28 protein-coding genes are annotated in these 26,547 nt (G+C 65.3%); 6 read left to right on the forward strand and 22 right to left on the reverse strand.

Features of this window, described 5'->3' with window-relative positions:
* Positions 1–230 precede the first annotated feature (230 nt).
* Together KO538_RS03565 and KO538_RS03570 are read left to right on the forward strand one after the other, a co-directional pair.
* Positions 231–3,431 (forward strand): DUF2339 domain-containing protein, encoded by a 3,201-nt coding sequence (locus KO538_RS03565; protein ID WP_219327484.1) that lies wholly within the window; start codon positions 231–233, stop codon positions 3,429–3,431.
* A complete protein-coding gene (locus KO538_RS03570) occupies positions 3,428–4,891 on the forward strand; it encodes a DUF3999 family protein (protein ID WP_219327485.1) in 1,464 nt (487 codons plus the stop codon). Before KO538_RS03565 ends, KO538_RS03570 begins: the two co-directional genes overlap by 4 nt.
* 37 nt (positions 4,892–4,928) lie before the next feature.
* Here the strand turns inward: KO538_RS03570 and KO538_RS03575 are convergent, their stop codons facing one another.
* Complete coding sequence (locus KO538_RS03575; protein ID WP_034750344.1) at positions 4,929–5,672, reverse strand: helix-turn-helix transcriptional regulator; 744 nt, start codon at positions 5,670–5,672, stop codon at positions 4,929–4,931.
* Positions 5,673–5,832: 160 nt separating this feature from the next.
* On the opposite strand from KO538_RS03575, the gene KO538_RS03580 reads away from it, so the two are divergent.
* The 3 genes from KO538_RS03580 to KO538_RS03590 are packed head-to-tail and all read left to right on the forward strand — an operon-like array spanning position 5,833 to position 7,487.
* Positions 5,833–6,255: a hypothetical protein gene (locus tag KO538_RS03580; RefSeq protein ID WP_051991071.1), complete on the forward strand. Its 423-nt coding sequence runs from the start codon at positions 5,833–5,835 to the stop codon at positions 6,253–6,255.
* A gap of 24 nt (positions 6,256–6,279) precedes the next feature.
* Entirely contained in the window at positions 6,280–6,696 is a 417-nt protein-coding gene (locus KO538_RS03585) for a hypothetical protein (protein WP_070305220.1), read from the forward strand.
* Positions 6,697–6,701: 5 nt separating this feature from the next.
* Complete coding sequence (locus KO538_RS03590; RefSeq protein ID WP_070305218.1) at positions 6,702–7,487, forward strand: DUF2145 domain-containing protein; 786 nt, start codon at positions 6,702–6,704, stop codon at positions 7,485–7,487.
* Here KO538_RS03590 and KO538_RS03595 read toward each other — a convergent pair.
* From KO538_RS03595 to KO538_RS03695, 21 genes are all read right to left on the reverse strand, one after another.
* The gene (locus KO538_RS03595; RefSeq protein WP_070305266.1) at positions 7,484–8,107 is read right to left on the reverse strand and encodes a 4'-phosphopantetheinyl transferase superfamily protein; all 624 of its coding nucleotides are present in this window, start codon (positions 8,105–8,107) and stop codon (positions 7,484–7,486) included. The two genes, KO538_RS03590 and KO538_RS03595, sit on opposite strands and share 4 nt — an antisense overlap.
* Before the next feature lie 132 nt (positions 8,108–8,239).
* A complete protein-coding gene (locus tag KO538_RS03600) occupies positions 8,240–8,836 on the reverse strand; it encodes a hypothetical protein (protein ID WP_034750355.1) in 597 nt (198 codons plus the stop codon).
* Positions 8,837–8,942: 106 nt separating this feature from the next.
* Positions 8,943–9,392, reverse strand: coding sequence for an excinuclease ATPase subunit (locus KO538_RS03605; protein ID WP_070305216.1), 450 nt, complete (start codon positions 9,390–9,392; stop codon positions 8,943–8,945).
* 73 nt (positions 9,393–9,465) lie between these two features.
* Positions 9,466–10,698 carry a beta-ketoacyl-ACP synthase gene (locus tag KO538_RS03610; RefSeq protein WP_070305214.1) on the reverse strand — a complete coding sequence of 411 codons (1,233 nt, stop codon included), beginning with the start codon at positions 10,696–10,698 and terminating at the stop codon, positions 9,466–9,468.
* The gene (gene fabG, locus KO538_RS03615; protein ID WP_374106824.1) at positions 10,695–11,420 is read right to left on the reverse strand and encodes a 3-oxoacyl-ACP reductase FabG; all 726 of its coding nucleotides are present in this window, start codon (positions 11,418–11,420) and stop codon (positions 10,695–10,697) included. The genes KO538_RS03610 and fabG overlap by 4 nt, the downstream gene beginning before the upstream one ends.
* Positions 11,413–11,886, reverse strand: coding sequence for a hotdog family protein (locus tag KO538_RS03620; protein WP_070305265.1), 474 nt, complete (start codon positions 11,884–11,886; stop codon positions 11,413–11,415). Before KO538_RS03620 ends, fabG begins: the two co-directional genes overlap by 8 nt.
* Positions 11,883–13,073, reverse strand: a complete 1,191-nt coding sequence (locus KO538_RS03625) for a beta-ketoacyl-ACP synthase (RefSeq protein WP_175444611.1) — start codon at positions 13,071–13,073, stop codon at positions 11,883–11,885. The genes KO538_RS03620 and KO538_RS03625 overlap by 4 nt, the downstream gene beginning before the upstream one ends.
* Positions 13,074–13,628, reverse strand: a complete 555-nt coding sequence (locus tag KO538_RS03630) for a DUF3261 domain-containing protein (RefSeq protein ID WP_070305212.1) — start codon at positions 13,626–13,628, stop codon at positions 13,074–13,076.
* Positions 13,628–16,012 carry an MMPL family transporter gene (locus tag KO538_RS03635; RefSeq protein WP_070305210.1) on the reverse strand — a complete coding sequence of 795 codons (2,385 nt, stop codon included), beginning with the start codon at positions 16,010–16,012 and terminating at the stop codon, positions 13,628–13,630. The genes KO538_RS03630 and KO538_RS03635 overlap by 1 nt, the downstream gene beginning before the upstream one ends.
* A 5-nt stretch (positions 16,013–16,017) precedes the next feature.
* Positions 16,018–16,629 carry an outer membrane lipoprotein carrier protein LolA gene (locus tag KO538_RS03640; protein WP_034750377.1) on the reverse strand — a complete coding sequence of 204 codons (612 nt, stop codon included), beginning with the start codon at positions 16,627–16,629 and terminating at the stop codon, positions 16,018–16,020.
* The gene (locus KO538_RS03645) at positions 16,626–17,081 is read right to left on the reverse strand and encodes a thioesterase family protein (protein ID WP_034750379.1); all 456 of its coding nucleotides are present in this window, start codon (positions 17,079–17,081) and stop codon (positions 16,626–16,628) included. Before KO538_RS03645 ends, KO538_RS03640 begins: the two co-directional genes overlap by 4 nt.
* Positions 17,074–18,642: a histidine ammonia-lyase gene (gene hutH, locus KO538_RS03650; protein WP_070305209.1), complete on the reverse strand. Its 1,569-nt coding sequence runs from the start codon at positions 18,640–18,642 to the stop codon at positions 17,074–17,076. The genes KO538_RS03645 and hutH overlap by 8 nt, the downstream gene beginning before the upstream one ends.
* The gene (locus KO538_RS03655) at positions 18,629–19,600 is read right to left on the reverse strand and encodes an acyltransferase (protein WP_070305263.1); all 972 of its coding nucleotides are present in this window, start codon (positions 19,598–19,600) and stop codon (positions 18,629–18,631) included. Before KO538_RS03655 ends, hutH begins: the two co-directional genes overlap by 14 nt.
* The gene (locus KO538_RS03660; protein ID WP_235194198.1) at positions 19,597–20,352 is read right to left on the reverse strand and encodes a glycosyltransferase family 2 protein; all 756 of its coding nucleotides are present in this window, start codon (positions 20,350–20,352) and stop codon (positions 19,597–19,599) included. The genes KO538_RS03655 and KO538_RS03660 overlap by 4 nt, the downstream gene beginning before the upstream one ends.
* Positions 20,345–21,433 (reverse strand): class I SAM-dependent methyltransferase, encoded by a 1,089-nt coding sequence (locus KO538_RS03665; protein ID WP_070305207.1) that lies wholly within the window; start codon positions 21,431–21,433, stop codon positions 20,345–20,347. The genes KO538_RS03660 and KO538_RS03665 overlap by 8 nt, the downstream gene beginning before the upstream one ends.
* A complete protein-coding gene (locus KO538_RS03670) occupies positions 21,427–23,259 on the reverse strand; it encodes an AMP-binding protein (protein WP_219327486.1) in 1,833 nt (610 codons plus the stop codon). The genes KO538_RS03665 and KO538_RS03670 overlap by 7 nt, the downstream gene beginning before the upstream one ends.
* Complete coding sequence (locus tag KO538_RS03675; RefSeq protein WP_070305203.1) at positions 23,252–23,797, reverse strand: hypothetical protein; 546 nt, start codon at positions 23,795–23,797, stop codon at positions 23,252–23,254. The genes KO538_RS03670 and KO538_RS03675 overlap by 8 nt, the downstream gene beginning before the upstream one ends.
* Before the next feature lie 3 nt (positions 23,798–23,800).
* Positions 23,801–24,067, reverse strand: coding sequence for an acyl carrier protein (locus tag KO538_RS03680; RefSeq protein WP_374106831.1), 267 nt, complete (start codon positions 24,065–24,067; stop codon positions 23,801–23,803).
* A gap of 19 nt (positions 24,068–24,086) precedes the next feature.
* Entirely contained in the window at positions 24,087–24,341 is a 255-nt protein-coding gene (locus KO538_RS03685) for a phosphopantetheine-binding protein (RefSeq protein ID WP_034750401.1), read from the reverse strand.
* Positions 24,334–25,125 (reverse strand): 1-acyl-sn-glycerol-3-phosphate acyltransferase, encoded by a 792-nt coding sequence (locus KO538_RS03690; protein WP_070305201.1) that lies wholly within the window; start codon positions 25,123–25,125, stop codon positions 24,334–24,336. The genes KO538_RS03685 and KO538_RS03690 overlap by 8 nt, the downstream gene beginning before the upstream one ends.
* Positions 25,118–25,879 carry a beta-ketoacyl synthase chain length factor gene (locus KO538_RS03695; RefSeq protein WP_070305199.1) on the reverse strand — a complete coding sequence of 254 codons (762 nt, stop codon included), beginning with the start codon at positions 25,877–25,879 and terminating at the stop codon, positions 25,118–25,120. Before KO538_RS03695 ends, KO538_RS03690 begins: the two co-directional genes overlap by 8 nt.
* 213 nt (positions 25,880–26,092) lie before the next feature.
* On the opposite strand from KO538_RS03695, the gene KO538_RS03700 reads away from it, so the two are divergent.
* Positions 26,093–26,467: a hypothetical protein gene (locus tag KO538_RS03700; protein ID WP_219327487.1), complete on the forward strand. Its 375-nt coding sequence runs from the start codon at positions 26,093–26,095 to the stop codon at positions 26,465–26,467.
* Positions 26,468–26,547: the final 80 nt, after the last annotated feature.

A 26,547-nucleotide genomic window follows, 5' to 3' on the forward strand; every position in this document is an offset into this window, starting at 1 on the left:
CATGGGGAACCGGCAATTAAGGAATTGCTAAAATACAGCACTATCTTGCGCACGACAATCTGAATGTCGCCATCTTGCTTAGCGTCAATACGGAAAGCGCCGCATCGCGCCATGCTGGCCCCGCACCTGACGCCTTTCCCCTACACAACAAAAAACGCCCATTTCTTGATAATAAGGTAATGTGCGCATACTGCGGAGTCTTCGCCCCGCCCCTCCAGGAAAGCTGACCCATGTTTGGATTGATAACGCTGTTCATCCTTGGCGTGCTGATCACCGGCTTCGTGCTGGTGCTGCAATACCGCAGAAAAGTGGCGGATCTGGAATTGCTGACGGCGCGCCTGCGCAAGGAAGTCGACGGCATACAGCAGCGCCTGCTAACCTTGGAAGGCCAGGACGAAGCGCCAGCTGCCGCGCCTGCCGTGCCCGCTGCCGTTGCGCCAGTCGCAGTGCCGACGCCCGTTTCCGTGCCTGCACCGGTGCAGGTGCAGGTGTCGAAGGCGGCCGTGATCGAGCCGGTCGAGCTGGCAAAGGTCGCGCCGGCCGCGCCCGTGCCGCCGAAGCCTTCGCCACCCACGCCACAGGCTCCCGCCAAACCCGCCCCCGCTGCCCCTGCTGCCCCCAACACTCCGTCTTGGATCGCGCACCCGGACGGCCTCGTTGCCAAGGCGAAGAACTGGCTGTTCACGGGTAACCTGGTTGCCAAGCTGGGCTTGATGATTCTGTTCCTCGGCGTCAGCTTCCTGCTCAAATACGTGTCGGCGCAGGTGACCGTGCCCATCGAGCTGCGCCTGGCAGGCATCGCGCTGGCCGACATCGCCCTGCTGGCCTGGGCCTGGCGCATCCGCATCAAACGCCCCGGCATCAGCTTGCCGCTGCAGGGCACGTCGCTGGCGATCTTGATGCTGGTGACGTTTGGCGCCTTCCGCCTGTATGAACTGATCCCGGCTGGCCTGGCGTTTGCCGTGCTGTTCGTGCTGACGGCGTTCACGTGCTTGCTGGCCGTGCTGCAAAACGCCGTCTGGCTGGCCGTTTTCGGCATCGTCGGCGGCTTTGCCGTGCCCCTGCTCGTCTCGACGGGCAGCGGCAACCATATCGGCCTGTTCAGCTATTACGCGCTGCTCAATGCGGGCGTCTTCGCCATCGCCCTGAAACGCGCCTGGCGCGTCCTGAATGTACTGAGCTTTGGCTTTACCTTTGTCGTCGCCACCACCTGGGGCTTGCTGCGCTACACGCCCGAGCACTACCTGTCAACGCAGCTGTTCCTGATCCTGTTCGTGCTGTTCTATATCGGTATCGCGATTGCCTACTGCGCGCGCCAGGCGCCGCGCTTGAAACACTATGTGGACGGCACCCTCGTGTTCGGCACGCCGCTGGCGGCCATGGGCCTGCAATACGGCCTGGTCCGGCACTTCGAGTTCGGTCTGGCGTTTTCCGCGCTGCTCGCCGGCTTGACCTACACGGGACTGGCCGTGACCTTGTGGCGCCGCGCAGGTTTCAAACTGCTGGCCGAAGCCTTCCTCGCGCTGGGCATCGTCTTCGGCACCTTGGCCATCCCGTTTGCCCTCGATGGCCGCTGGACGTCCGCCGCCTGGGCGCTGGAAGGCGCGGGCATCGTCTGGGTCGGCTTGCGCCAGCGCCAGACCCTGGCCTGGGTCTTCGGCCTGCTGGTGCAGGGGGCCGCCTGGCTGGCCTTCCTCGGCGCCATGCAGGGACTCAATACGGCAGCGGCCCTGCAAGCCAACATCTGGCTCGGCTGCGCGCTGCTGGCGGCCGCCGCGCTGGTGATGGCCTACAATTTCCGCCGCCACGCCAGCCACTTACATCCTGAATTCATGAGCAGCCTGTCCGTGCTGTTCCTGACGGCCGCCACGGCCTGGCTGCTGGGCGGCATCTGGAGCGAAATCCTGCTGCGCACGGATGCCGCCACGCAACTGAACCTGCTCACCGTCAGCGCGCTGGCAGTGGCGGTCCTGCTGGCGGCGCTGGCGCGGCGCGAACAATGGCATGCGCCGCGCGCCCTGCTGCTGGCCGTACAGGTACTGGCCGGCATGGTCATGCTCAGCCGCGCCAGCTGGGCCTGGGACCAGCATCCGGCCAACCTGTTCGACGGCTCCTTCCTCAGCGCCCTGCTGCTGGGCGCCGCCGCCTTTGCCAGCGCCCGCTTCCTTGCGCTGCGCGCACGCGGCGGCGACGAGCTACTGGCGCTGGCAGCGCGTCCCCTGCTGGTCTGGAGCGGCTTGCTGTGGTTTGCCGCCATCCTCGTGCCGTTCACCAGCTGGCTGCTGCGCCTGATCGATGGCGACCTGAGCATGCAGCCGTACGCGGGCGAGCACTGGCTGGCGCTGTACCTGATCGCCGTGTCCGTCACGACACCCGTGTTCGCCATTGTGGCGCGGCGCCTCGATTGGCCGCAGCTGCGCTGGTTCACCGTGGCCGCCTGGCTCGGCCTGGGCCTGTGGAGCGCCAACCTGCTGCTGGCACTGTACCTGCGCGACTATCTGCTGACGGGCTTGAGCTGGCTGGCCCTGGCCGGCGCGCTGGCGGCCGACGAATACCTGCTGCAGGCCTGGCCGAAAGCCGGCTGGCAACTCGACGTGCGTGCGCTGCGCCTGCTGCATACGTTGCGTACGGCCGCGCCCTGGCTGATGCTGTGGCCCGTGGGCGCCATACAGGTTGGCGCCTGGCTGGCACAGCATGAAGACAGCGTCAGCCCCGCCTGGGCCCGCTACTTGCCGGCCTGGGCCATGATGCTGGTACTGGCCTGGCTGATCCGCCGCTGCCGTGCCGGCGTCTGGCCGGTGGCGCCGATTGCCGAGTGGTACCAGCGCACCCTGATACCGCTGGGTGCGCTCTGGTCGCTGCTGCTGATCGCCGCCTGGAACATCTTCGACGACGGCGCCATGGCGCCGCTGCCCTACTTGCCGCTGCTCAATCCGCTGGACTTGAGCACGGGCTTTGCCGTGCTGCTGGCCATTGCCAGCTACCGTATGCTGCCGGCGAAGCAGTTGCCGCTGCCCGCCCTGTGGCAGGCGCGCTTGCCCGTCATGGCCGCGTGCTTGCTGTATGTGTGGTTCAACCTGATGCTGCTGCGCACGGTGTCGCACTACTTGGGCGTGCCCTATACCTTTGACGCCATGCTGGCCTCGCAGTTCGTGCAAGCGATGCTGTCGCTCGTGTGGAGCGTCACGGCCCTGCTGCTGATGCGCCACGCGGCCCGCCAGCAGCGGCGCCAGCAATGGAGCATGGGCGCCGTGCTGCTGGGGCTGGTAGTTGTGAAACTGTTCCTGATCGACCTGTCCAACGTGGGCGGTATCGAACGCATCGTATCTTTCGTGGGTGTCGGCTTGCTGATGGTCTTGATCGGCTACCTGGCGCCCTTCCCCAAGGCTGCCGCGCCAGCGTCAGCCGAACCGCAACCGGGAGCAGCATGAAAACAAGCACACTCATGTTCGGCATCGTGTTGATGGCAGGCGCCGCGCTGGCCGCGCCTGGCCAGGACAGGCCACAGGACTATCGCTGGAGCATCGCGTTGACGCCGCAGCCCGGTGCCGGCCTGAGCCGCATAAGCGTCCCCACCGACGTGTACCTGCATGCGCGCTCGGCCAGCCTGGCCGACGTGCGCCTGTTCGACAGTACCGGCAAGCCGCTGGTCTTCGCTCTGACGGCCCCGCCCGCGCAATCGCGCACGCAGCGCGACACGCTTGCCATGCGCATCTTTCCCGTCACCGGCAAGAACATCGGTTACTACGAACTGGACAACGTGGATATCCGGACCGGCAATGACGGCCGCCTGCTGTCCGTCACGGCGCGTGGCGGCAGTACGCTCGATGCGGCGCCGGGCTTGCAAGGGTTGATCCTCGATGCGGGCCCGCCCGCCAAAGATAGCCGCATCGGCGCCCTGCAATTTACCTTGCCGCCAGGAACCGATAACTACAATGCGCAAGTACTGCTGGAAGTAAGCGACGACCTGAAACAATGGGATGCCATCGCCACCACCACCCTGAATTGGCTGCGCAACAGCGACACGCAAACCCTGGCCAACGACCGCATCGAATTCGCGCCGCGTGCCTTCCGCTATGCGCGGCTGAGCTGGCAGTACGGCGATCCCATCACTTTCGCCGGCATCGCCGCGCAGCAGGTCAGTGTCACGGCCCTTGCCCTGCCGCGCGCAACCATCACGCTGAAGGGGACGACAGGCAAGAGCGTCGACGAGCGCCTGTATGCCACGCCGATCGCCATTCCCGCCGACAGCATCGGCTTGCAGCTGGCTGAGGGCAACACGTCCATGCCCGTTACTCTGGGCGTGTATCACCCGGCAAGCGAAGCGCCGCGCCAGCGCCAGCGCCTGCATCTGGGCCCGCGAGCGCGCGCCACGCAGGCCGCCGAATTCGAACCACTGCTCCACACGACGTTCTACCGTATCAGCATGGATGGCAAGGAACGGGTCTCCGGCGACTTGGCCATGCCCGTCGTGCAAACGGAGCAATGGGTGCTCCGGCCGCAATATCACAGCGGCACGAACCCGAACATCAACTCCGTCTTGCGCCTGGGATGGACACCGGCAAGCCTGGTGTTCCTGGCCAGCGGCAAGGGGCCGTATCAACTGGCCTTCGGCAGAAATGGTGCAACGCCGGCAGCGTTGCCGCTGTCGCAGGTCGCGCCCGGCTTCACGCAGGAGGAATTGCTGGCGCTGCCTGTCGCCACGGCAGCCAGGGTGGTGGCGCTGACCAGCGACGCTCCCATCGAGAAGACGCCGGACGGCGCAGGCTTGCGCCTGGCCGCCCTGTGGGCCGCACTTCTGCTGGGCGTGGCCGTGCTGGGCTTTTTCGCCTGGCGTTTGCTGTCGCAGATGAAAGAGGAACAAGGCAGCACAGACAAGCAGCAACCTTAGCCACAATATCCGCCGCTTGAGCGCTGCACTCGCCAGCTTACTGCCGCAGCAGCGCCTTGAACGTCTGCGGCATCCAGGGACGTGCCGCCAGCATGAAGCTGATGGCCAGGCGCTCATTGCCAGGCAGGCGCGCGTCTTCCTGGTGTTGCTGCGAAAATTCCACGGCCACTTGCTTCAGGCGTTCCAGCAAGGCGGCCGTGGATTTCTTCGACAGCATCACGTTCACCAGGCGCAGCAATTCCGTCTCGCCATCGAACTGCGAATTCAAGTAGTCGCCATAGGCTTCCTTTTTGAAATACGTGTGGATGGGACCGTTCGGTATCCACGCAAACGTGCGGGCCACCAGCAGTTTGACCCGGTTATTCGGCAGCAGTTCCAGGAAACCGATCTTGTCGAGACGCAGCAGGTATTTCACGGCTTGCGCTTCGCTGATGTCATAGATGGCGACGATCTGTTCCAGCGGCAGCAAGTTCAGGGCGGAGACGGCCACCACGAACAGCCGGGTGTCTTCGATGATTTCCTTTTCCTGCGCATAGGTCAGTCCCGTGATCAGGGTCGGCGCGGCCTGGGCTGATTGCACGGCCAGCGCCAGCTGCTGGAAATCGCTGCCGATGGCGACCAGGATCTGGTCCAGCCGTTGCAGGGTAAATTGCTTCTGCGAAAACATCCGCTTGACGCTGGCTTCGGACACGCCGATGCGCTGGGCCAGCTCGGCATACGTGACGGAGCGCGCTTTCAACAGGCGTTTCAAGGCTTCGATCAAGGCGTGGGTTTGCGGCATGCACTTCCTTTATAAAAATAGCATCGATTCTGGCGGCAGAAAAGTAGCGCAATATGCTACCTGCGGTATGCCTGCCCGCTACGAGTAGCGTATTCATTGACCAATTGCCCACAGTCTACAATGATGGCGTTGCCACTTGGCACACTTGAAGGAGAAACACATGAAACGCCTGCTGCCCCTCTGCCTGTCCCTGTCGCTGTTGACGCTCTCCGTGGCCGCTCCCGGCCTGGTCCACGCCGCCGCCTCCGAGAATCTGTCGAAAGGCTCGCAAAACCTCAGCGAAGGTTCCGCCGTGGTCGTCGCCGGTTCCATGTCGATGCTGGTCGCCTCCGGCCAGGTGGTCGTCGCCAGCGTGGAAACGGTGGGCGAAGGCATCGTCATCGTGCTCAAGGGCGCCTCCGAAGCGGGTGGCGCGTCCATCCAGATGAGCGGGCAAGCGGCCAGGGGCCTGTCGCTGGCGGCCGGCACCGTGGTCAATGTGGTGGCGATGTCCACCGGCCACATGCTGGTGCTCTCCGGCAAGGCCATCGCCTTCATCCCGAACGAACTGGGCAAGGCGCTGCTGCACCACTCCAAAGTGTAACCACCAATAAAGAACGGACATTCCATGAAACATCTGCTCGCCACCGCCCTGCTGTGCGCCGCCACCATGGCGCCGCTGGCCCAGGCCGCCAACTCCGATACCACCAACGCCTCCGACAACGCCAGCATGGCCTCAGCCATCGTATTGGTCGGCTCCATGTCGGTGCTGGCCGCCGCCGGTGAAATCGTCATCGACAAGGTGGAAGACGCGGCCGACGGCAGCGTCCTCGTGCTCAAAAGCGCGGCAAGGGGCGCGTCCTCCGCCGCCACAGTCTCCGTCAAGCTGAGCCAGAAGGCTGCGCAAGGCCTGTCGCTGGCGGCCGGCACGGTGATCAAAGTGGTGGCCGTCTCGACGGGACACATGCTGGTGCTGTCGGGCAAGGCCATCGCCTATGTGCCGAATGCCGCCGGCCAGGCCATCCTCCACCATTCGAAAGCGTGAACCCCATGAAACGCCTGACCGTGATTCTCATCAGCCTGGCCCTGGCCGGTACCGCCCATGCGGGACGCTCGTGCGAGGAAAAGCAAACGGATGCGACCACCCTCGTCAAATCGATGGACCTGGCGCAAAAGACCCTGCAGGCGCTCGACGCCTCGGGCGCGCAAGTGGCGCTGGTGGCGCGCGCCGGGCAAGACCTGTCGAAATACAACTTGCGCTATTCGCACATGGCGCTGGCCTGGCGCGACCACCCGAAAGGCCGCTGGCTGGTGGTGCATGAACTCAATGAATGCGGCACGGCGCAATCGTCGCTGTACAACGAAGGCTTGGGCAATTTCTTCATGGATGATGTGTTCATGTATGAAACGCTGATCCTGGTTCCCGGCCAGGATACGCAGCAGCAACTGGTGCGCCTGCTGACATCGAACACGCCCAAGCGCTTGCATGAGCCGCACTACAATATGCTGGCCTACCCGTTTTCCACCAAGTACCAGAACTCGAACCAGTGGGTGCTGGAAACCCTGGCCGCTGCCAGCAACGAGCCTGGCAAGATCGAAACGCGCGCCGAAGCGCAAGGTTGGCTGCGCAGCGCCAGCTACGCGCCGCAAACGCTGAGCATCCCCGCCGCCACGCGCCTGGGCGCGCGCATGTTCCGCGCGAATATCGCATTCGACGATCACCCGTTCGAGCGCCGCATGACGCGCCAGATCGACGTCGTCACCGTCGACTCCATCGTGCGCTTCATGCGCCAGCGCGAGCCGAAGGCGCAGGAGATCGTCGTACGGGGGAATTAGTCTGGCGCCAGACCCTGCAATATCAAGGCGGGCGCCTGCGCCAGCGGCGCCGCGCTGCACAGCACGATGGACAGCTCGACATGCGCCAAGGTCGCGCAAGCGCCCGCGTCCATGCCCAGCTTGTAGCGCGCCTCCGCCTCGCTCCAGCGCTGGTAAAACGCCGCCAGCCGCGCTTCAAGCGGCATGCTTTCCAGTTCGGCGGCCACATCTGCGCCAAACGCCTGGCGGGCCAGCGCCAGCACGTCGCGCCGCGGGGCGCGCAGCTCAATATCGAGTCCCAGCCGCGTAGTACCGCTCAACGCACACGCGACCCAGTGGCCGCTGTGCGAAATACTGAAGTGCGGCCCCTCCGCGGGCGACAGCAGCCGCGGCGCCTGGCCCGGCCTCTCTTCCAGCGCGATGGATTCCGGCGCCACTTCCAGCAGTTTCCCCATCGCTACGCGCAGCAGCGCGCGCCCCAGCAGGAACTGGCGCTGGCGCAACGGCCGCACAAAGCGTGCGTAGCGGGCCGCTTCCGCGGCACCGAGCCACGTTTCATACTGGCTGATCTGCGCAAGATCAATGCTGCGGGAATCGAGCAGCCAGATGCTGGCGCCGCTACTGGGCAAGGCTGGTGGCATGACAAGGTCGGGATAGGCAAAGGCGCAGTCTGCCACAAATTGCCAGCATGCATACGGCAAAAAAATGGCAGCGCGGTTGCCCGTCGCTGCCATTCTCAGCAGGTCTGCAGGCGCTTGCGCGCCGCGTCCGTCCTAGTTCGTCATTGCTGCTTCGACCGCTTTATTGTCGGCGCCCGTCGGGCCGCCTTCGGCACGTACATAGTTGGCCTTGATGTAAGCGCTGGTCAGGTTGGCGATGCGGGTCAGCATCAGGTTATCGTGCACGCCAAACGTGAATCCGGCCGCCATCGCGTCCGCGCGCTGGAAGAACTCTGGCGTTGCGACCACGGCACCCTTGTTGTCGCGGATCATGACGCGCATGCGCACGCCCGAGCTGCCAGCCAATGGTCCCAGCAGTACGCGTTTGGCGCCGCTCTTGAACTGGATTTCTTCAACGATAGGCTCGATGGTCAGCACGCGGCCATTGGCCGGGGCGGCATTCCAGCTGGTCAGCGATTCAGCCAGGTCCTTGCGGATATTCTCGTCGATTTTCGCCATGCCGGCCTGGTTGCCCTTGTAGCCTTCGGCAAAGACTGTCGGCTTGACTTCAATGCGGCCAAACGACGAGAAAGCCTCGCTCGGCGGCGGATTGGTCGTCGACGATGCCTTGATGCGCGTGGCGCAGCCTTGCAACATGGTCAATGCCAGCAGTGCGCCGGCCAGGATGACAGTTTTCGATACTTTTTGCATATTCTCTTTCTACTTTTTATTGGAATGGCTTCCGGACGCGATCGCTGCTCTGATTGCGCCGGTTACCGATGGGGTGGACTTCCCTGCTGCTTCCTGCTACTGCTACTTACTTGCCTGCCTTCAACTTCACGAACTCGCCCTTCAAGGCCACGCCCGTCATCATCGTGCCTTCATGGCACTCGAATTCCGTGGCGCTGGAATTTTCGATGTTTTTGTAATTGCTGACGATATTGACGACGGCATCGGCGCCCACCGACTGGGCGCGCTTTTGCAGCGCCAGCATGGCCGACAGGAAGGCCCAGTTGCACGAGGTTTCTGCCGACTTGCCAACGCCATTGGTTTTCTGGCTGGTCTTGTCGCTGCTGATGCGCGTGGCAATCGGAGGCGTTGCCTGGTCGCCAAAATAGAATTTCACGGTGTCGCCAAGGCGGGCCTGGGCGTCGTTGGCGGACATCGCATTGGCGATCGACATCATGTGTTTGGTATCGCCTGCCTGTGCCGGCAAGGCAACCGTCAGCGCCGCACTCAGCGCCGCCAGGATCATCATTTTTTTCATGCTGTTTTCCTCGATAAGTTAAAGATAGTACAAAGGGAACCACACTTGCCGCTTGCGCCAGCGCAAGCTAACTTCACGGCCGGTAACGCTTGAAGATCAGCGACGTGTTGATGCCGCCAAAGGCAAAATTATTCGACATCACGTACTCGCATTCGATGGCCCGGCCTTCGTCGGCGATGTAGTCGAGCGGTGCGCATTGCGGGTCGACCTGCTGCAGATTGATGGTGGGCGCAAACCAGCCTTCGCGCATCATCTCGATGCTGATCCACGCTTCCAGCGCGCCGCAGGCACCCAGGGTATGGCCCATGTAGCTTTTCAGCGAACTGATAGGCGTGCGGTCGCCAAACACTTCGAACGTCGCTTGCGACTCGGCGATATCGCCCTGCTGCGTGCCCGTGCCATGCGCATTGATGTAGCCGATATCGGATGGCTGCAGTCCCGCGTCGGCCAGCGCCAGCAGCATCGCCTGGCGCATGGTGGCGGCGTTCGGCTGGGTCACGTGGCAGCCGTCGCTGTTCGTGCCGAAGCCCACCAGTTCAGCATGGATGGTGGCGCCGCGCGCCTGCGCATGGTCGAATTCTTCGAGGATCAGGCAACCGGCGCCTTCGCCGATGACGAGGCCATCGCGACTGGCGTCGAACGGGCGCGGCGTCGTGTGGCCATCGTCGTTGCGCGTGCTCGTGGCGAACAGGGTGTCGAAGACGGCCGCCTCGGTGGCGCACAGCTCCTCGGCGCCGCCGGCGATCATCGCCAGCTGCTTGCCACCGGCGATCGCCTCGTAGGCATAGCCGATGCCCTGGCTGCCCGAGGTGCAGGCGCTCGAGGTGGTAATCACCCTGCCCGTGACGCCGAAGAATACGCCGATGTTGACGGGCGCCGTGTGCGCCATCATCTTGATGTAGGTAGTGGCGTTGATGCCCTTGGTGGTGCGCTCTTCCATCATGCGGCCAAAGTCGCCGATGGCGCTGGGCGTGCCGGCGGACGAACCGAAGGAAATGCCCATCTGCCCGCTCTTGACCACGGGGTGCCCGGCCAGGCCCGCGTGTTCCAGCGCCAGTTCGCTGGCGCGCGTGGCCATCAGCGCGATGCGTCCCATGCTGCGCACGGCCTTGCGGTTATAGCGGTCCGTCAGCGCGAACGGCGCGGCCGGCGCGCCCAGTTGCGTATTCAAGCCTTCGTAATCGGCCCATTCGTCCATGCGCACGACGGCGTTGCGGTACTCGCCCAGGCGCTGGCGGATGGCCGGCCAGTCATTGCCGATCGGGCTGATGCCGGCCATGCCGGTCACGACTACGCGGCGGCTCATGCCATGCCTCCATTCACGGAAATGACCTGGCGCGTGATATAGCCCGCTTCCTCGCCGACGAGGAAACTGACGGCGGCGGCCACTTCTTCCGGCGTGCCGACTCTGCGCGCGGGGATCATCTTCAGCGCTTCGTCGAGCGGCACCTCGCTGATCATGTCCGTCTCGATCAGGCCCGGCGCCACACAGTTGACCGTGATGGCACGCTTGGCCAGTTCCAGCGCCAGCGCCTTGGTCGCGCCGATGATGCCGGCCTTGGCGGCGCTGTAATTGACTTGCCCCCGGTTGCCGATCAGGCCCGAAACGGACGCCATGGTGACGATGCGCCCCGGTTTGCGGCGCTGTACCATCGGCATCACCAGCGGATTGAGCACATTGTAGAAACCATCGAGGTTGGTCTGCAGGACGATGTCCCAGTCCTCGCCCGACATGGCGGGAAACGCATTATCGCGCGCCACGCCGGCGTTGCACACGACGCCGTAATAGCAGCCATGTTCAGCGATGTCCGCTTCCAGCGCGGCAGCTGCCGCGGCACGGTCGCCGATATCGAATTGCAGCACGCGCGCCGCGCGTCCCATGGCCTGCACCTGCTGCGCCACCGCGTCGGCTTCGCCGCGCGCGCTGCGGCAATGCAGCACCACGTCAAAACCGTCGCGCGCCAGCCGCAAGGCGATGGCCTTGCCGATGCCGCGCGACGACCCCGTCACCAATACACTTTTACTCATGCTGCGCTCCATTCATACTCTCCTGCAGAAATTGCTTTGCATCCTCGGGCTGGAATACCGTAATCGTCGCTTGCGCCAGCACGGCGCCCGCCATCTCGATACGGCACTCGAACGCGCCCAGTCCATTCTCGCCCTGCAAGGCCTGCTGCACATGCACCTGCAGCACGCTGCCACCGACAAACAGGGGCAGCTGCGCTTCGTAGCGCCGCGCCCCCAGCAAAAAACCGATCTTCACGGGCGCGCCGGCCAGCCGCGCCAGGTAGCCCGCGTGCGCGGCGATCGCCTGCGCCATGTATTCGATGCCGACCCAGCTGCCCACCCCTGCCGACGGCGCGTCATAAAACACGCTGCCGGCATGGATGGCGACTTCGGCGCACAGGTTTTCCGCATCGGCCGACAACACCCGGTCGAGCAGCACCATGGCGCCGGAATGGGGCACCAGTTCGCGGATAGGGGGAAAACTCATGCTCCCCTCCCGAACAGCAGGGCGGCGTTCGAGCCGCCGAAGGCAAACGAATTGCTCAGCGCCCAGTCGAGCGGACGCCCCAGGCGCGCACCGGGCAAGGCCAAGCGCAGCGGCGGCAGGGATTCATCAGGCACGCCATCCCACAGGTGCGGCGGCAGCAAGCCCTCGGCGTTATCGTCCTGCATCGCCAGCCAGCACAGCGCCGCCTCGATGGCGGCCGCCGCGCCCAGCGCATGGCCTGTCAACGGCTTGGTGGAGCTGACCATCGCCGTGGCGCCGAACAGGTCGGACACCACGCGCGCTTCCATCGCATCGTTCTGCGGCGTGGCCGTACCGTGCAGGTTCACGTAGTCGACTTGCGACGCCGCGATGCCCGCGCGCGCCAGTGCCTGGGCAATGGCCAGCCGCGCGCCGCCGCCTGCGGGATCGGGCGCCGACATGTGGTGGCCATCGGACGATTCACCCCAGCCGCGCAAGGCCACGCTGGCCGCTTGCGCCGTCATCAGGAACAGGGCCGCACCCTCGCCGATATTGATGCCGTCGCGGTTAGCGCCCAGCGGATTGCAGCGCCGCGCACTGACGGACGCCAGCGCGGAAAATCCGGCCACGGTAAAGCCGCACAGGGTATCGACACCGCCCGTCAGCACGGCGTCACACAGGCCCATGCGGATCAGGCGCGCCGCGCTGGCCATGGCCTTGGCGCTCGACGAACAGGCGCTCGAATGCACGAGGGCCGGGCCGTCGATGCCCAGTTCCTCGGCCAGCATCAATGCCGGCGACGCCATCTCCTGCTGCCCATAATGAAAGGCTTTCGGCAAGCCGTCGCCCGCCACATGCTGGCCGATCGCGCCTTCCGTCTCGGCGATGCCCGACGTGCTGGTGCCGATCACCACGGCCACGCGGTCCGCGCCGTAGCGGGCGATGGCCTGTTCCACGGCGGGACGGATCTGCGCCAGCGCCGCCAGCGCCATCCGGTTGTTGCGGCTGCGCGCGGCGATGCCGTGCTGCGCCACCGATGGCAAGGCCGCATCGACCACGCCCAGCGGCAGCATGCGCCCCGGCGTGTAGGTATCGACGGGCATCACGCCGCTGTGCGCGGCAAACAGGCGCGCGCGCACTGCTTCGCGGTCCGCGCCCAGCGCGCAGACGATGCCGCAGTCGTTCAGGTACACAGTCAGGCCAGTCATTCAACTTCCTTCCGGGGCGTTCTGTATCGTCAGGCGATAGCGGTAGCGCAGGTTGTCGAGTACGACCGTGCCGCTCCAGCGCGGCATGCCGCTGTAGTCGATCACCGTCACCGCCTCGTCATGCAGGAACAGGGTGCGGCGCAAGCCGCTGTCCTCGATGCGCCAGCCTGCCGGCAGCGCTTGCGCAATCGCTTCGCGCGGCCACAGGGTCAGCTGCATGTCTTCCAGCACGTCCTCGGCGCGTACCTGCGCCGGCAGCATCAGGTGGCGCCATGACGTCATCTCCTTGCCGTCGTAATGCAGCGACAGCACGCGCTGGCCGAACGCCAGTCCCACCAGGTCGAGATGCGACGGCTCCACTTCCAGCGCCGCATCGAGTTCGTCGATGCGCCCGGCCCGTTCGACGACCAGGTGCTGCTGCACGCTGACCGTGGCGCCCAGCGCCTGCGGCGCCAGTTTCAGGCCCAGGCGTGCGGGTGCCGAAGGCGGCGTGCTGGCGCAGCCGGCCAGCGCCAGCAGCAATGCGGGCGCCCATCGTTGACAGTGCAAAAACATCAGAACTCTCCTGCGGCATCGGCCGCGCTACGGTGGTCGGCTTCGGCAAAGCACGGCGACAGCAGCCACACCAGGGCCGTGCCGATCAGCATGGTCAGGCCAAACGCCTGCAATGCGGCCGTCTTGCTCAGCGCCAGCAAGCCGAAAGACAAAATGGTATTCGCCGCCGACAGGCCCACGGCCAGCCATGGCGTATCGTTGCGGCGGTCGGGATGCTCCTGCATGAAGATGCCGTAGTCGACGCCGACGCCCAGCAGCAGCATCAGCGCCAGCACGTGGAACAGCTGCAGCGGCAAGTTCAAATAGCCGAGCAAGGCCAGGGCCGCCACGCTGGCCAGCGCCGTGGGCGCCAGCACACGCCAGGTGCGGCGCCCGTAACGGGGCAGCAGCAAGCCGAAGACCACCAGGTAGGCGCCCAGCACCACGGCGCCCATGTAGACGCGGTAGCGGCCCAGCACCGAGGATATTTCACTGACCTTGTCGACCCACTGCACGCCGGGCATGCCCTCGCCCGCCTTCGCCAGCAGGGGAATGGCCGCATACTGCATGCCGCGCAAGGCGACGATGGAGGCATAGCCGCCTTCGACCTTGCCCAGCCACAGATGGCGCCACGGCTCGCTGGCCGGCACCTTCAGGAAGGCGTCGATCGACAGCGGCGCCCCCGCTTGCGCCAGTTGCGCGCGCACCTTGCCGGCCCATTCCGGGCCTTCGTCGACGGACTGCGCCAGCAGGTCTAGCGCGGCGCCCGGCTGCAGGATGGCCGTGTCGAGCAAGGCCCGGCGCGCCGCCTGCGTCTGCAGCGACGGCACCCAGTTCGACATGGCCTGGACACCGCTGATGTGCTGTTGCGCGATCAGCGGCAGCAGCCGCTGTTTCAACGCTTCCTCGCGCTGCAGCACGGCTTCCGCGCTATCGCCGCGCACCAGGTAGAACTGCACCGGCGTAGGTCCATCGAGCAATTTGCTCAATTTGATCTGGTCGCGTATCAGGTGCGCGGGTGGCGTTTGCAGCAAGCGGATATCGTCGTTGACACCCAGGCGGCTGATGCCGATGAGCGCAAACAGGGCAAACAGCACGCCGCCAACCAGGGTGGCGCGGTTGGCCCGCAACAGCGGCCAGCGCGCGCGCGCCGCGCCATACTGCTTGACCAGCGCGCCGCTCTTCAAGGTGCCGCCACCGATCAGCGCGGGGAACCAGAACACCACCGTCAGCCAGGCAAACACCAGGCCCAGGGCGGAAAACACGGCCATGTGGCGCAGGCCGGGGAATGGCGTCAGCGCCAGGCCCATGTAGCCGATGACGGCGGCGAGCAGGGTCAGGCACAGGCCCGGCAGCAGACGGCGCAGCAAGGCGCGCGAATCGAGCGCCGGATCGGCGCCCAGGCGGTTGCACAGGAAATAAATGCCGTAGTCTTGCGCCACGCCGATCAGGCTGGCGCCAAAGACCAATGTCATCAAGTGTATTTTGCCAAACAGCAGCCAGCACACGGACAGGGAACCGAGGCAGCCGATGCCGATCGACAGCAGGATCAGCGAGATCGGCTTGAACGAGCGGAAGGTGAACCACGTCAGCAAGATGATGCCGGCCAGGGAGCCCAGGCCGATGGTCGACATTTCGCCCGCCGCCTGGCTGCTGGCGGCCGCCGCATGCAGGATCACGCCGGCGCTGATGATGTCCACGCCGGGCACGGCCTGCCGCGCCGCCGCCTCGGCTTGCGCCAGCACGGGCAGCGCGCTTTCCTGCGCGCCCAGCGAAAAGGCGGGCAGGCTCAAGGTCAGCGGCAGCAGCACATACTGGCGCTCGGCGTCGGCGACGAACAGATGGCCGTCGCGCGGACGCACGGGCGTTTCCTGGGCACGTTCCTGCACCCAGCCGCCAAACAGGCCAAAGGGATCGTCCTGCCAGGCGCCCAGTTTCGGCCCGCCGAATGGGCTATACAGCTGACTCAACGCCGAATCGCGCCAGAACGCGGGCGTTTCCTGGCGCAGCTGCATTTCCTGCGGCGCCGTCAGCAAGGTCAAGCGATGCTGCTGGAACAGCGCCAGCCAGTCGTTCTGCGTCTGCTCGTCGAGCGGCGTGGACTGGAACAGGCCAGCATGGCGCGCCAGCACGGCGCCGTAGGCGTCGGCCGCGCGCTTCGCATCGTTCCATTCGGCCGCGCCGACCAGCACCGCCACGCGCTGCTGCGCCGCGTCGACCATGTGCGTAAATGACGCCTGCAGCACCGGGTCGCGCTCCTGCACCGGCAGCAAGGCAAGAATGTCGGTTTCGGGCGCGATGCGCTTGCCCAGCCACAGATAGGCGTTATGCGCGAGCAGCAGCGCCACCACCAGCGCCCAGGCGATGGCCAGCAGGCGCCCGGCGTTGCGGCCGCGCTTCGTCAATGCGTTCAAAACAGGGCCGCCTCTTGCGCCGTGATGGCGGACGGTCCCGTTTCAATCGCCGAGAACACGATGCTCGTGCGGTCGCCGCTCGCTTCGCTGATGCTGATGTTTTTCACGAAGGCGCCGCCATCGAGGCGGATGCTGCCGATGGCCTTGGCCAGCGCTGGCTGGCGCGCCTTCAGCGCCACCTGCCAGGTGCCGCCATCGATGCTGCCGTCCACTTCAAACAGCGTATCGAGTTGCGCCAGGTCGCCGGCCAGCAGCGAAAACAGCACGCTGTTGATCATCTTGACCACCGGTTCCGTCTTCGCGTCGAGGCGCATGGCCACGCGCTCGCCCTGAAAATGCACGATCTCGTCGCGCGTCAGGCGCAGGGTATTCGGAAACGGCTGCAAGGTGCGCCACAGCACGCCTTTTCCGGCCACCACGCAAAAGCGGCCATTCGACGCCAGCGCCTTTTTCATGCCGGCCAGCTGCTTGCTCTGGTCGAAGCGGCCGCACAGCTGCTGCGGCTTGGCCAGCATGGCCTCGATCTTCGCTACCGGCGCGGCCGCGTGCAGCGGCGCCATCGCCAGCAGGCACAGGCCCGCCAGCAGGATTTTGAATTGTTTTTTCATACGGCCTTCAATCCCAATTTTTCAAACAAGATGGGCGGCGAGGCAAAGCACATCTCGCCGCTGGCGATATCGACGGCCACCTGCGTCGTGCTGGCGCGGTTCAGGCGCTTGCCCGTCGCGCTGTCGCTGACCAGGTACTCGATCTTCAAGCGGTCTTCCCACTCCACGAGGTCGGCGCGCAAAGTCAGGCGCTGGCCAAAGGTGGCTGGCGCCACATAGCGCAAGTGCATGTCGATCACGGGCCAGGCATAGCCGGAAGCCTTCATGTCGACGTAGTTGTAGCCGATGCTGTCGAGCAGCGCGCAGCGCACCACTTCGAGGTATTTCACGTAGCGGCCGTGCCAGACGATCTCCATCGGGTCGAGGTCGAAGAACTGCACCTGCATCTCCACTTCGGCATGCCAGCGGCTGGGCGTGGCCTTCTTGCCGCGCACTTTATGCGTCTCAGTCATTCCCGGCTCCGTACAGTGGCCATGCCTGGGCGCGCATGCGTTCGAGCAGCACGCGCAGTTCCGGGTCGAGCCGGCGGTCTTCCTCGACGGGTGCGATATCGGCGGCCAGCGCTTCCATCATCGCCGCCAGCGCCGCTTGCGGTGGCACGTCGGGATTGACCTTGCAGCGCAGCCAGACGCCCTGGCGCACGGTAATCAGCAGGGCCGCAGCCACCTGCTCGCACAGTTCCAGCACGCGCAGGCAGTCGCGCGCGGCGATGGTGCCCATGCTGACCTTGTCCTGGTTGTGGCACTCTGTCGAGCGCGAAAACACGGAGGCCGGCATGGTCAGCTTCAGCGCTTCGGCCGTCCAGGCGGAGGCGCTGATCTGCAATGCCTTCAGGCCGTGGTTGATGGCCGCGCGCGGGCCCGTGGCGCCCGACAGGTTGGCCGGCAAGCCCTGGTTGTAGCGGCTGTCGACCAGCAAGGCCATCTGGCGGTCCAGCAGGTCGGCCAGGTTGGCCACCGTATTCTTCATGCTGTCCATGGCGAAGGCGATATGGCCGCCGTAGAAATGGCCGCCATGCAGCACGCGCTCGCCTTCGGCGTCGATGATCGGATTGTCGTTGGCGCTATTGAGTTCATTCTCGATCGACGAACGCAGCCAAGGCAAGGCGTCGGCCAGCACGCCGATCACGTGCGGCGCGCAGCGGATCGAGTAGCGGTCCTGCAGCCGCTTGCCGTTGCGCTCCCAGGAATCGGTGGGCAGATCGGCGCGCAGCCAGGCCGCCACTTGCTGCATGCCGGGATGGGGCTTGACGGAGAACAGGGTTTCATCGAAGTGGTGCGCGTTACCGTCGAGGGCAAACGAGGCCATGGCCGTGATGCGCGTCGTCAGGCGCGTCAGGTATTCGGCGCGCTCATACGCCAGGCAGGCCAGCGCCGTCATGACGGCTGTGCCGTTCATGATCGCCAGGCCTTCCTTCGGACGCAGGCGCAGCGGCGTGATGCCCGCTTCGCGCAGCGCCTGCTGCGCCGGCACCTGCACGCCGTCGCGCCACACTTCGCGCTCGCCGCACAATACGGCCGCCAGGTAGGACAGCGGCGTCAGGTCGCCGCTGGCGCCGACCGAGCCTTCCGACGGGATCAGCGGCAGCAGGCCCGCATCGAGCAGGCGCGCGATCTGCGCCAGCAGCTCCACGCTGACGCCGGAAAACCCCTTGGAGAGCGACGCCAGGCGCGTGGCCATGATGGCGCGCGTCTGCGCCGGCGTGAAGAATTCGCCCAGGCCGCAGCCGTGATAGGTGTACAGGTGGTGCGGCAGTTCGGCCACCAGCTCCGGCGGCACGGTCACCGTGCACGAATCGCCGTAGCCCGTGGTCACGCCATAGATGGTGCCGTCCTCGCGCAGCAGACGGTCGAGGAAATCGGCGCCGCGCGCGATCGCCGCCAGAAAGACGGGGTCGCTGGACAGTTCGGCGCTGGCCCGGCCATGCGCGATATCGGTAATGTCTTCGATCCGCAGGCGCTCGCGGTCGAAGCGGACGGCGCGCCGGGTGTTTTTCAGGTCAGCGAGTTGCATCGGGAGTATCCAGTCTTGAAGTATCGGGGAGTTGCCAAAAATCGTAGAAGTTGAACCATTCGAGCGGCGCGCGCAGGCAGTGGTGTTGCAGGCGCGCCGCATAGGCGGCCGCCAGTTCGGCCAGCATCGCCTCGCGTGCCTTGCGCGGCAGGTGCAGCGACTCGCGGAACAGTTCGAAATGTATTTCGGAGCGCTGGCCGATGCGCATGGAAAACAGCAGATACACGGGGCATTGCAGCACGCTGGCCAGCACATACGGGCCGATCGGGAAAGCGGCCGGCTGACCCAGGAAAGGCGCCACCGCCACGCGCGGCTGCGGCGAGACGGGAACGCGGTCGCCGGCGATCACCACGAACTCGCCTTGCGCCACCTTTTCCGCCAGCAGCATGGCCGTGGCAGGCGTGATTTCCGTTACCTGCATCAGATTGAGCTGGCTGTCCGGATTGAGCGTCTCGAGCATGCGGTTGAACGCTTGCGCATGGCGCGTGTGCACGAGCACCGTCAGCTTCAAGCGCGTATTGCGCTGCGAGAGCACGCGGCACAAATCCAGGTTGCCCAGGTGGGCGCAGATCAGCAAGGCGCCGCGCCCCTCGTCCAGGCAGCGGTTGACGCCATCGTCGCCATCGACGCCATGCAGGCTCACGCTGCGCGTGTCGTACAAGCCGCCCCATAGCAGCATCTTGTCGAGGATGGTTTCGGCAAACGTGGCAAAGTGCCGCAGCACGCCCAGGTTTGCCGGGCCGCCGCTGGCCGCGACGCGGCGCAGGTAGCTGCGCGACACGCGGCGCGCACGCGGCTTGGTCAGCACGTACCAGGCCAGCACCGGGTACAGCACGATGCGGAAAGGCCAGCGGCCAAAGACGCGGCAGATCCAGAACAGCAGGCGCATGCCGGCCACGAAGCTGACTTCATTGAAGCCGGACCAGTGTCCGCGCGGCTGCTGCGGTGCTGCCGTCATCGCGCGCGCCAGTGGCGGGCCAGCAGGCGCGGTGCGCGCCACAGCATGCCGAAAAACAGACGCGCGTGCATGCGCGAAATGAGCACATTGTCGCGCCACAGTTCAAAGTGCGAGACGCCGTCGCTGGGGTAACCGACGCGCGTGGGCAGATTCGCCATCGACAAGCCATCCCAGTACAGGCGCACCAGCACATCGGTGTCGAAATTCATGCGCTGCCCCAGCACACCACGCTGCGCCAGCGCCGCCAGGGGCGCCAGCGGATAGACGCGGAAACCGCACATGGAGTCGCGGATCTGCAGCGACAGGGTATTGATCCATACCCAGATATGCGTCGCATAACGGCCGTAGTAGCGCGCCCTGGGTACCGAGGCGTCGTACACGGGATAGCCGATCACCACCGCCGCCGGCGTGGTTTGCGCCTGCGCCAGGAAGCGCGGCACGTCGTCCGTTTCATGCTGGCCGTCCGCATCGATCTGCAACGCATGGCTGTAGCCGTGCGCATGCGCGTGGCGGCAGCCCGTCAGTACCGCCCCACCCTTGCCCTGGTTGTGCGCATGGCGCAGCAGGGTCACGCGCGACGGATGCGCGGCGGCCAGCGCGTCCAGGGTGCGTGCGCCGGCAGAGGCGCTGCCGTCGTCGACGAGGATCAGCGGCACGCCATGCGGTAGCAGGCGCTGCACCACGGCGCCGATCGCGTGTTCATGATTGAACACGGGGATCACGATGCACGGTTGAAAACGCACTTCAGTCACTGTGTGCTCCGGCGCGGCCAAAGCGCAGCAGCGAATGGCAATAGCCGATACCGTCGCGCGTGGTCAGCAATTCCAGTCCGGCCGCTTGCGCCAGGCGGATATAGTCGGTGCTCTGGTAAATCTTGCTGTTACCGCTGGCCATGGCCGTGAAGTACGGCGAGGTGTTGATCAGGCAGTAGGCGGCGATATCGTACTGCTGGCGGTCCCAGAAGGTATCCATGATCAGCACTTGCCCGTTCGGCCCCAGCGCCTGCGCCACGCGGCGCAGGATGCTGGCGATGGCCGGCTCGCTGAAACAGCTGAGAAATTGGCTCATCCAGATCAGGTCCATGCCGGCCGGCAGCGGCGCCGCGTCGTCGAGCAGGTCGCAGGCGTGCAAATGGGCCCGCTCGCGCACGCCGGCATCGGTGAGAGTCCGGTCGGCCACCGCCAGCTGGCGCTCCAGGTCGACCAGGTGCAGTTCCACGCCCGCATGGTAGGCCAGCGCCGCACTGGCGAACTTGCCCGTATTGGCGCCGATGTCCATGATGCGGCGCGGCGCCGTGGCGAAGACGTCCGGGAATATCTCGGGGAACGATGTATCCGAATAATGGTGATCGAAGGCGAACCAGCTGCCCTTGGCCGGCTCCGACAGGGCCGACAGGCCCTGGTACAGGGTGGGCCAGTCGCCCAGCGCGGCCAGTCCCAGCGGCTGCTCGGCGTCGAGCGAGCGGTCCAGGTCGAACAAGCCCTGGTAGCAGACGTCATGCATGAAGTCCAGGTTGACCTGGGTGATGCTGTCCGTCAGCATGCAAAAACCGACTTTATCGAGCACATACGCGCCATCGCGCAGCGAGACGACGCCGGCAGACAGGCACGATTCGAGCGCCACCTTCAGCGCATACTCCGTCCAGCGGCCGCTGGCGGCCATGTCGGCAATCGTCAGGCCGCTGTGGCCCGTGTCGGCCAGGGCCTGCAGCATGCCGCGCTTCCAGGCATAGCGCACGCATTGAAAGACGACGGGACCGAAAGCGATTTTTTGCGCCTCGAAACGGGCGGCAAAGGCGGTCTGGCGTTCGGGTGAAAATTTTTTATCTAACATGCGCTCGCTGCTGGAGTGGGTGTATCGGCGCCGCCATCGGGAACGGCAGCGGCATTCGGGTGGAACAGGATGCGGCCGCTGGCATGCTGGCCGGCGTCCGACAGATAACGAAATTGCAGGCTGGCCTTGGGCGCATCGTATTCGAGCGCCAGCCGCACGGGCCGGTCCGGCAGGACCGGCTGCTGGAATTTCAGCGCATGCATGGCGCGGAACCGCGCGGGCAGATCCAGGTGCTGGCGCGCGAAGTGCAGCGCCCACTCCACTTGCACCACGCCGGGCAGCAAGGGTGCGCCCGTGAAATGGCCCTCGAAATAGAACAGATTCGCCGGGACGTGCAGTTCGAACAGCAGCCGTGGCGTTTCGCCTTCGGCCGAACGCTCGATCAGCCGCGCATGCGGCAAGCGGGGTTTCTCGAGCAATGCCAGCAACAGCGCCTGGGTCGTCTTGCCCTGCGCATTGATGGGCAGTTGTTCCAGGTAGCGCCAGCGGCGCGGCACGGCAACGGCGTCGACCTCGCCGCCCAGCGCCGTTTGCAGTTGGCGGTTCAAGGCCAGCTTGCCTTCGGCGTCGAGCAGCGCGCGGCCGGCGGCGCTGCAGACGATAAAGGCGGCCACCTTCTGGCGCTCGCCGGCCGGCGCATCGCACAGCAGCACGCGCGCGTCCAGCACCAGCGGCGTGGCCAGCAATGCCGCTTCGATGGCATTGAGGGAAATGCGTTTTTCTTCGATCTTCACGATGCGGTCGCTGCGTCCCAGCAGCTGGAAGCGCCCTGGCGCCGTTACGCGCGCGCGGTCGGCCAGACATAGCCAGCCATCGTCGGCCAGGTGCGCCGAACGCACTTCCAGCGCGCCGTCGTCCATCAGGCGCCAGTTCACGCCAGGAAAACCCTGCCAGCTCTCGTCGTCAGGGTGCTCCGGCACGCGCTGGCGCCAGGCGACGCCGCCGGTCTCCGAACTGCCATAGATTTCGCGCGGCACGCGGCCCAGCAAATGCCCCGCCGCCAGCGCGCTGTCCAGGGCCAGCGGCCCGCCCGAGGAAAACACGGCGCGCAGTTGCGCCCGCGCGCCGGACCAGTCGATGTGTTGCGGCAGGCGTTTCAGGTGCGCGGGGCTGGCGGCCAGCACGCACGGACCGCGCGCCAGCAAGGCGGCCAGCTGTTCCGGATAATCCACGCTGTGCGCATGCACGGCACGCCCGGCGGCCAGCGGCCACAAGACCTTGAACAGCAAGCCGTAGATATGCTGGTGCGAGACGGTGGCGACGACGGCCGCGCCATCGGCGTGTTCGCCAAACAGCCGCTCCAGCGTGGCCACCTCGCTGGCCAGCTGCGAGAGTTTTTTCGGGATCGCTTGCGCCGCGCCCGTGCTACCCGAGGTGTACACCACCAGCGCCGGGAAATCGTCCGCAAGCTGCGTCCACGCACGCTCGGCCAGGCTGTCCGCTGGCAGCGGCAGCGGCGCATGCGCAGCCGGGAACTGCCCCAGGAAACCATCGACGGACGCAGCCAGCGAAGCGCAGCTGGCCGGCAGCGTATCGGCCGTCAGCCAGACGGTCTTGCCCGCCTGCCAGGCGCCCAGCAAGGCGGCGCCAAACTCGATGCTGTCGTCCAGGTACAAAGCGAAATGGCGTCCTGCCTGGCCTTCCAGCAAGCCGGCCCAGGCGGACATACGCGCCGCAAAGTGCGCATGATCGAGCACCGCGCCATCGCGCCAGCCGACGGGCATGGCCGGCGGGCGGCCATGCATGGACAGCGCAAGGCGCGCCAGCGGGGAAATCGGCGGATGTGCGTCAGGCACGGGAGCTTGCGGCAACGAGGATTCAGGCATGGTGCAAACGCTTAAAACGCAGGCGGACGAGATACTCGCCGCCAAATAACAGGGCCATCAGGATGTAGGCGATGACGCCCGTGTACAGCGACCAGACGGCTTCGCTGGCCCACAGTGCCGTACCCAGCGCGATACCGCCATTGACGATGAAAAAACCGCACCAGACTTGCGTCACGCGGCGCGTATAGCGCACGGCGGCGGGTGGAAAATCCTTCTCGCGCAAGCGCGCCAGGCGTTCCACCACCGACGGCGGCGCCCACAGGCTGTAGCCGAAGGTGGCCAGCAAGACGACGTTGACCAGTACCGGATACAGTTTCAGCGGCAGCAGCAGATTGCTCCACAGGGCGATGGCGGCCAGCAGCAGTGCGGCGGCCACCGACCAGCGCGCGGCGCGCTGCAGCTTCAGTGCGGGCAGGCGGCAGGCGGCAGCCAGTAACAGCAGCAGCGCCAGCCAGCGCGGCTCGACCTGGCCGTGACCGAACCAGATCGCCAGCGGATACAGTACGGTCAGCAGCAACGCGACGGCATTGAGCAGCACGCGTTATGCCGCCTGTTCCGACACCGACATCGCGCGCAGCGCTTCGACCACATCGTCGATCGTGCGGATGGTCTTGAATACTTCCGGCTGCAGGCGCTTGCCCGTCAACTGCTTCAGCTTGACCGCCAGGTCGACCGCGTCGATGCTGTCGATATCGAGTTCGGCGTACAGATTCGATTGCGGCGTCAGCGCCGCCGGATCGAGCTCGAACATTTCGGCCAGCAGCTGCACCACCCATGCGTACAGTTCATCGCGGCTCATTGCGCTCATATCTACCATTTGCTGCTCCTTACTTCTTTCTGTGAGTGTCAACCATCGCCGCCAGCGCCCGTACCGAGGCAAAGTGGCGGCGCGTATCGGCCGAATCGGCCGACAGGGAAATGCCATATTTTTTTTGTAGGGCGACGCCCAGTTCCAGCGCATCGATCGAATCGAGTCCCAGGCCCTCGACAAACAGGGGTGCATCCGTATCGATATCGGCAGCGCTCACGTCTTCCAGTTGCAGCGCCTCGATGATCAGTTCCTTCACTTCTTGTTCAAGCATGTTGTTCCTGTTTCCCGCTAAAGTAATGTTGCAGATGAGTGGTCAAGGTGCGCGCCGCCATCACGTCGCTGGCGCCACCGCCGGTAAACTCGCCGATCGCCAGGTCGTCCTGCACGGCGATCTCGAAATGCGCACGGCGGGCCGGCACGCGCCACCATGGCTCGCCCTTGCCCAGGGTCCTGGGCAGGCAACGTATCAGCACCGGCGTCACGTCGCGGCGGCCGCGCACGGCGATATTCGCCGCGCCCCGCTTCAGCACGACTTCGCCGCTGCATGGCGTGCGCGTGCCTTCCGGGAAAATGATCAGGTTATTGCCGCGCTCCAGCGATGCCAGGCAGGCGTCCACCAGTTCGGCGCCGCCCGTGTTATTGATATAGCCGGCCGCGCGCACGGGGCCGCCCGTAAACGGGTTATTCCACAAATCGGACTTGACGATGCAATCGGCCTGCTTGACATACGCCATCAGGAAAATCGTGTCGATCAGGGTCGGATGATTGGCCAGGATCAGCAAGCCGCCGCGTTCCAGCTTGTCGAGACCGCGCAAGTCATAGCGCAGCACGCCGAGAAAACGCATCAGGCCGATATACAGGCGAAAACTCCAGCGGATGATCGCGCGCGCGCAGGCGATGCGCGTGTCGCGGCGCCACACCAGCACCTGCAGCACGGGGAACACCAGCACGCGCAACAGCAAGCCACCGAGGCCGAAGGCGGCGAAACTGAGCGCGGTCGCGATCGTGCGCCAGCCTATCGATATGCCGGCGCGAACAGCCTCCAGCTTATGCATGGCGGCTCCAGCACCATGCCTGGCGGTTGGCCGCGTGCACGAACGTGCGGGCCTCGCCGAGCATGAATCGCAACACGGCCAGGCTGCCCGGCATGGCGCCGGGGGCAGCCGCCAACGCATCATCACCGCTGCGGGGACGCCACGTCAGGCTGAAAGCGGTGCCCGGGGCAGCCTCGGCCTGCAGCAGCCAGGCAAACGCATGCGATTGCTCGTGACAGTCTTCAAAAGCTTCAAATGGCACTGGCAAGGGACACTCCGCCAGCACCAGCAATACCTGCGCCGCGCCATCGGCCAGCAAGCCGCACGCCTCGATCACCGCGGCTTCGAGGCTGGCCGCACCGGCGGCGATGGCCAGCTGATTCGCCGTATCGGCGCGGGCGATGGAAAACAGGCCTGCGCTGGCATTGTGCACGGCCATGCCGAACGCCGTCGGCGACAGGGGTTCGCCCTGGGCCAGCGCCGACAACAGTTCGACGGCGCGCGCCACCTCGCCGTGGCGGGAACAAAAGACGAGCGGAATATCGCGCTGTTCGCCGAGGCAGGTGTACGCCACTTCGAGCGCCATCTTGCCCAGCTGACCGGCGCGGCGGCGCAGCATCGGCGCCATCGCACGCACGCCCGGCTCGCCGGCAGCGGCAATCGGCGCGACGGGCAAGGCGCTTTGCGCCCACGCCTGCCATTGCTGCGGCGTTTCCAAGCCCGGTGCCCATGCGGCATGTCTGACAATTGAAAAACGGACACCATCGGTGCGCATATGCATTTTCCTGAGCTCAAAAAAAGGGCGAACTCACGTCAAAACTGCGCAAAAAGCCTCGCCGGCGTTCTTTTCAAATTATAAACGATGGAAGTAAAAATAACTAAAATAAATGGCCATGCGGCAACTTTTTAAATGTAAATACAAAACCCGTCTTTTAAAGAATACCCCGCCCTAGTTACTATTTGTAACACTCACATCCATTCTCTTCCGATGGAAAAATCAGCCTTTTCCGGCAAACCATCGGCATTCTCGGAACGGGTGTTTTTTATCCATGATCAAGACAAGCCGGGCATGCGACACATAAGAGCGTTGTTTTTAGATAACACATGCGGCATGGCGCAACGGCGCCCCCATATTACCCGCGCATGGCGGCAGCGAGGATTAAAGGGCGCGCGGCAAGGGCAATACAGAGCGTTTGCTTTATGCGAGTTTCAGCCGGCCGATTCAACTCAGGCGGCGTTGTCTTGTCAGCAGAGAAAAGAATGGAGCGGCCAGCAGTGCCATCCACGGCCATGGCAAAGAAGGCGGTGGCATGGCGCCAGCGTGAACGGCAAGGCGCCGGCGATCACCGCGTATGGAGAATGAGAAAGGCCGGCACGGGCGCCGTGAAATACGGGGGCGATGCAAAACCGGTGGCCAGCGCGGCACAGACTGCGCGCCAAGGT

Origin of the sequence: Janthinobacterium sp. NKUCC08_JDC, assembly GCF_019345575.1 — a bacterium.
Taxonomy (GTDB): domain Bacteria; phylum Pseudomonadota; class Gammaproteobacteria; order Burkholderiales; family Burkholderiaceae_D; genus Janthinobacterium; species Janthinobacterium aestuarii.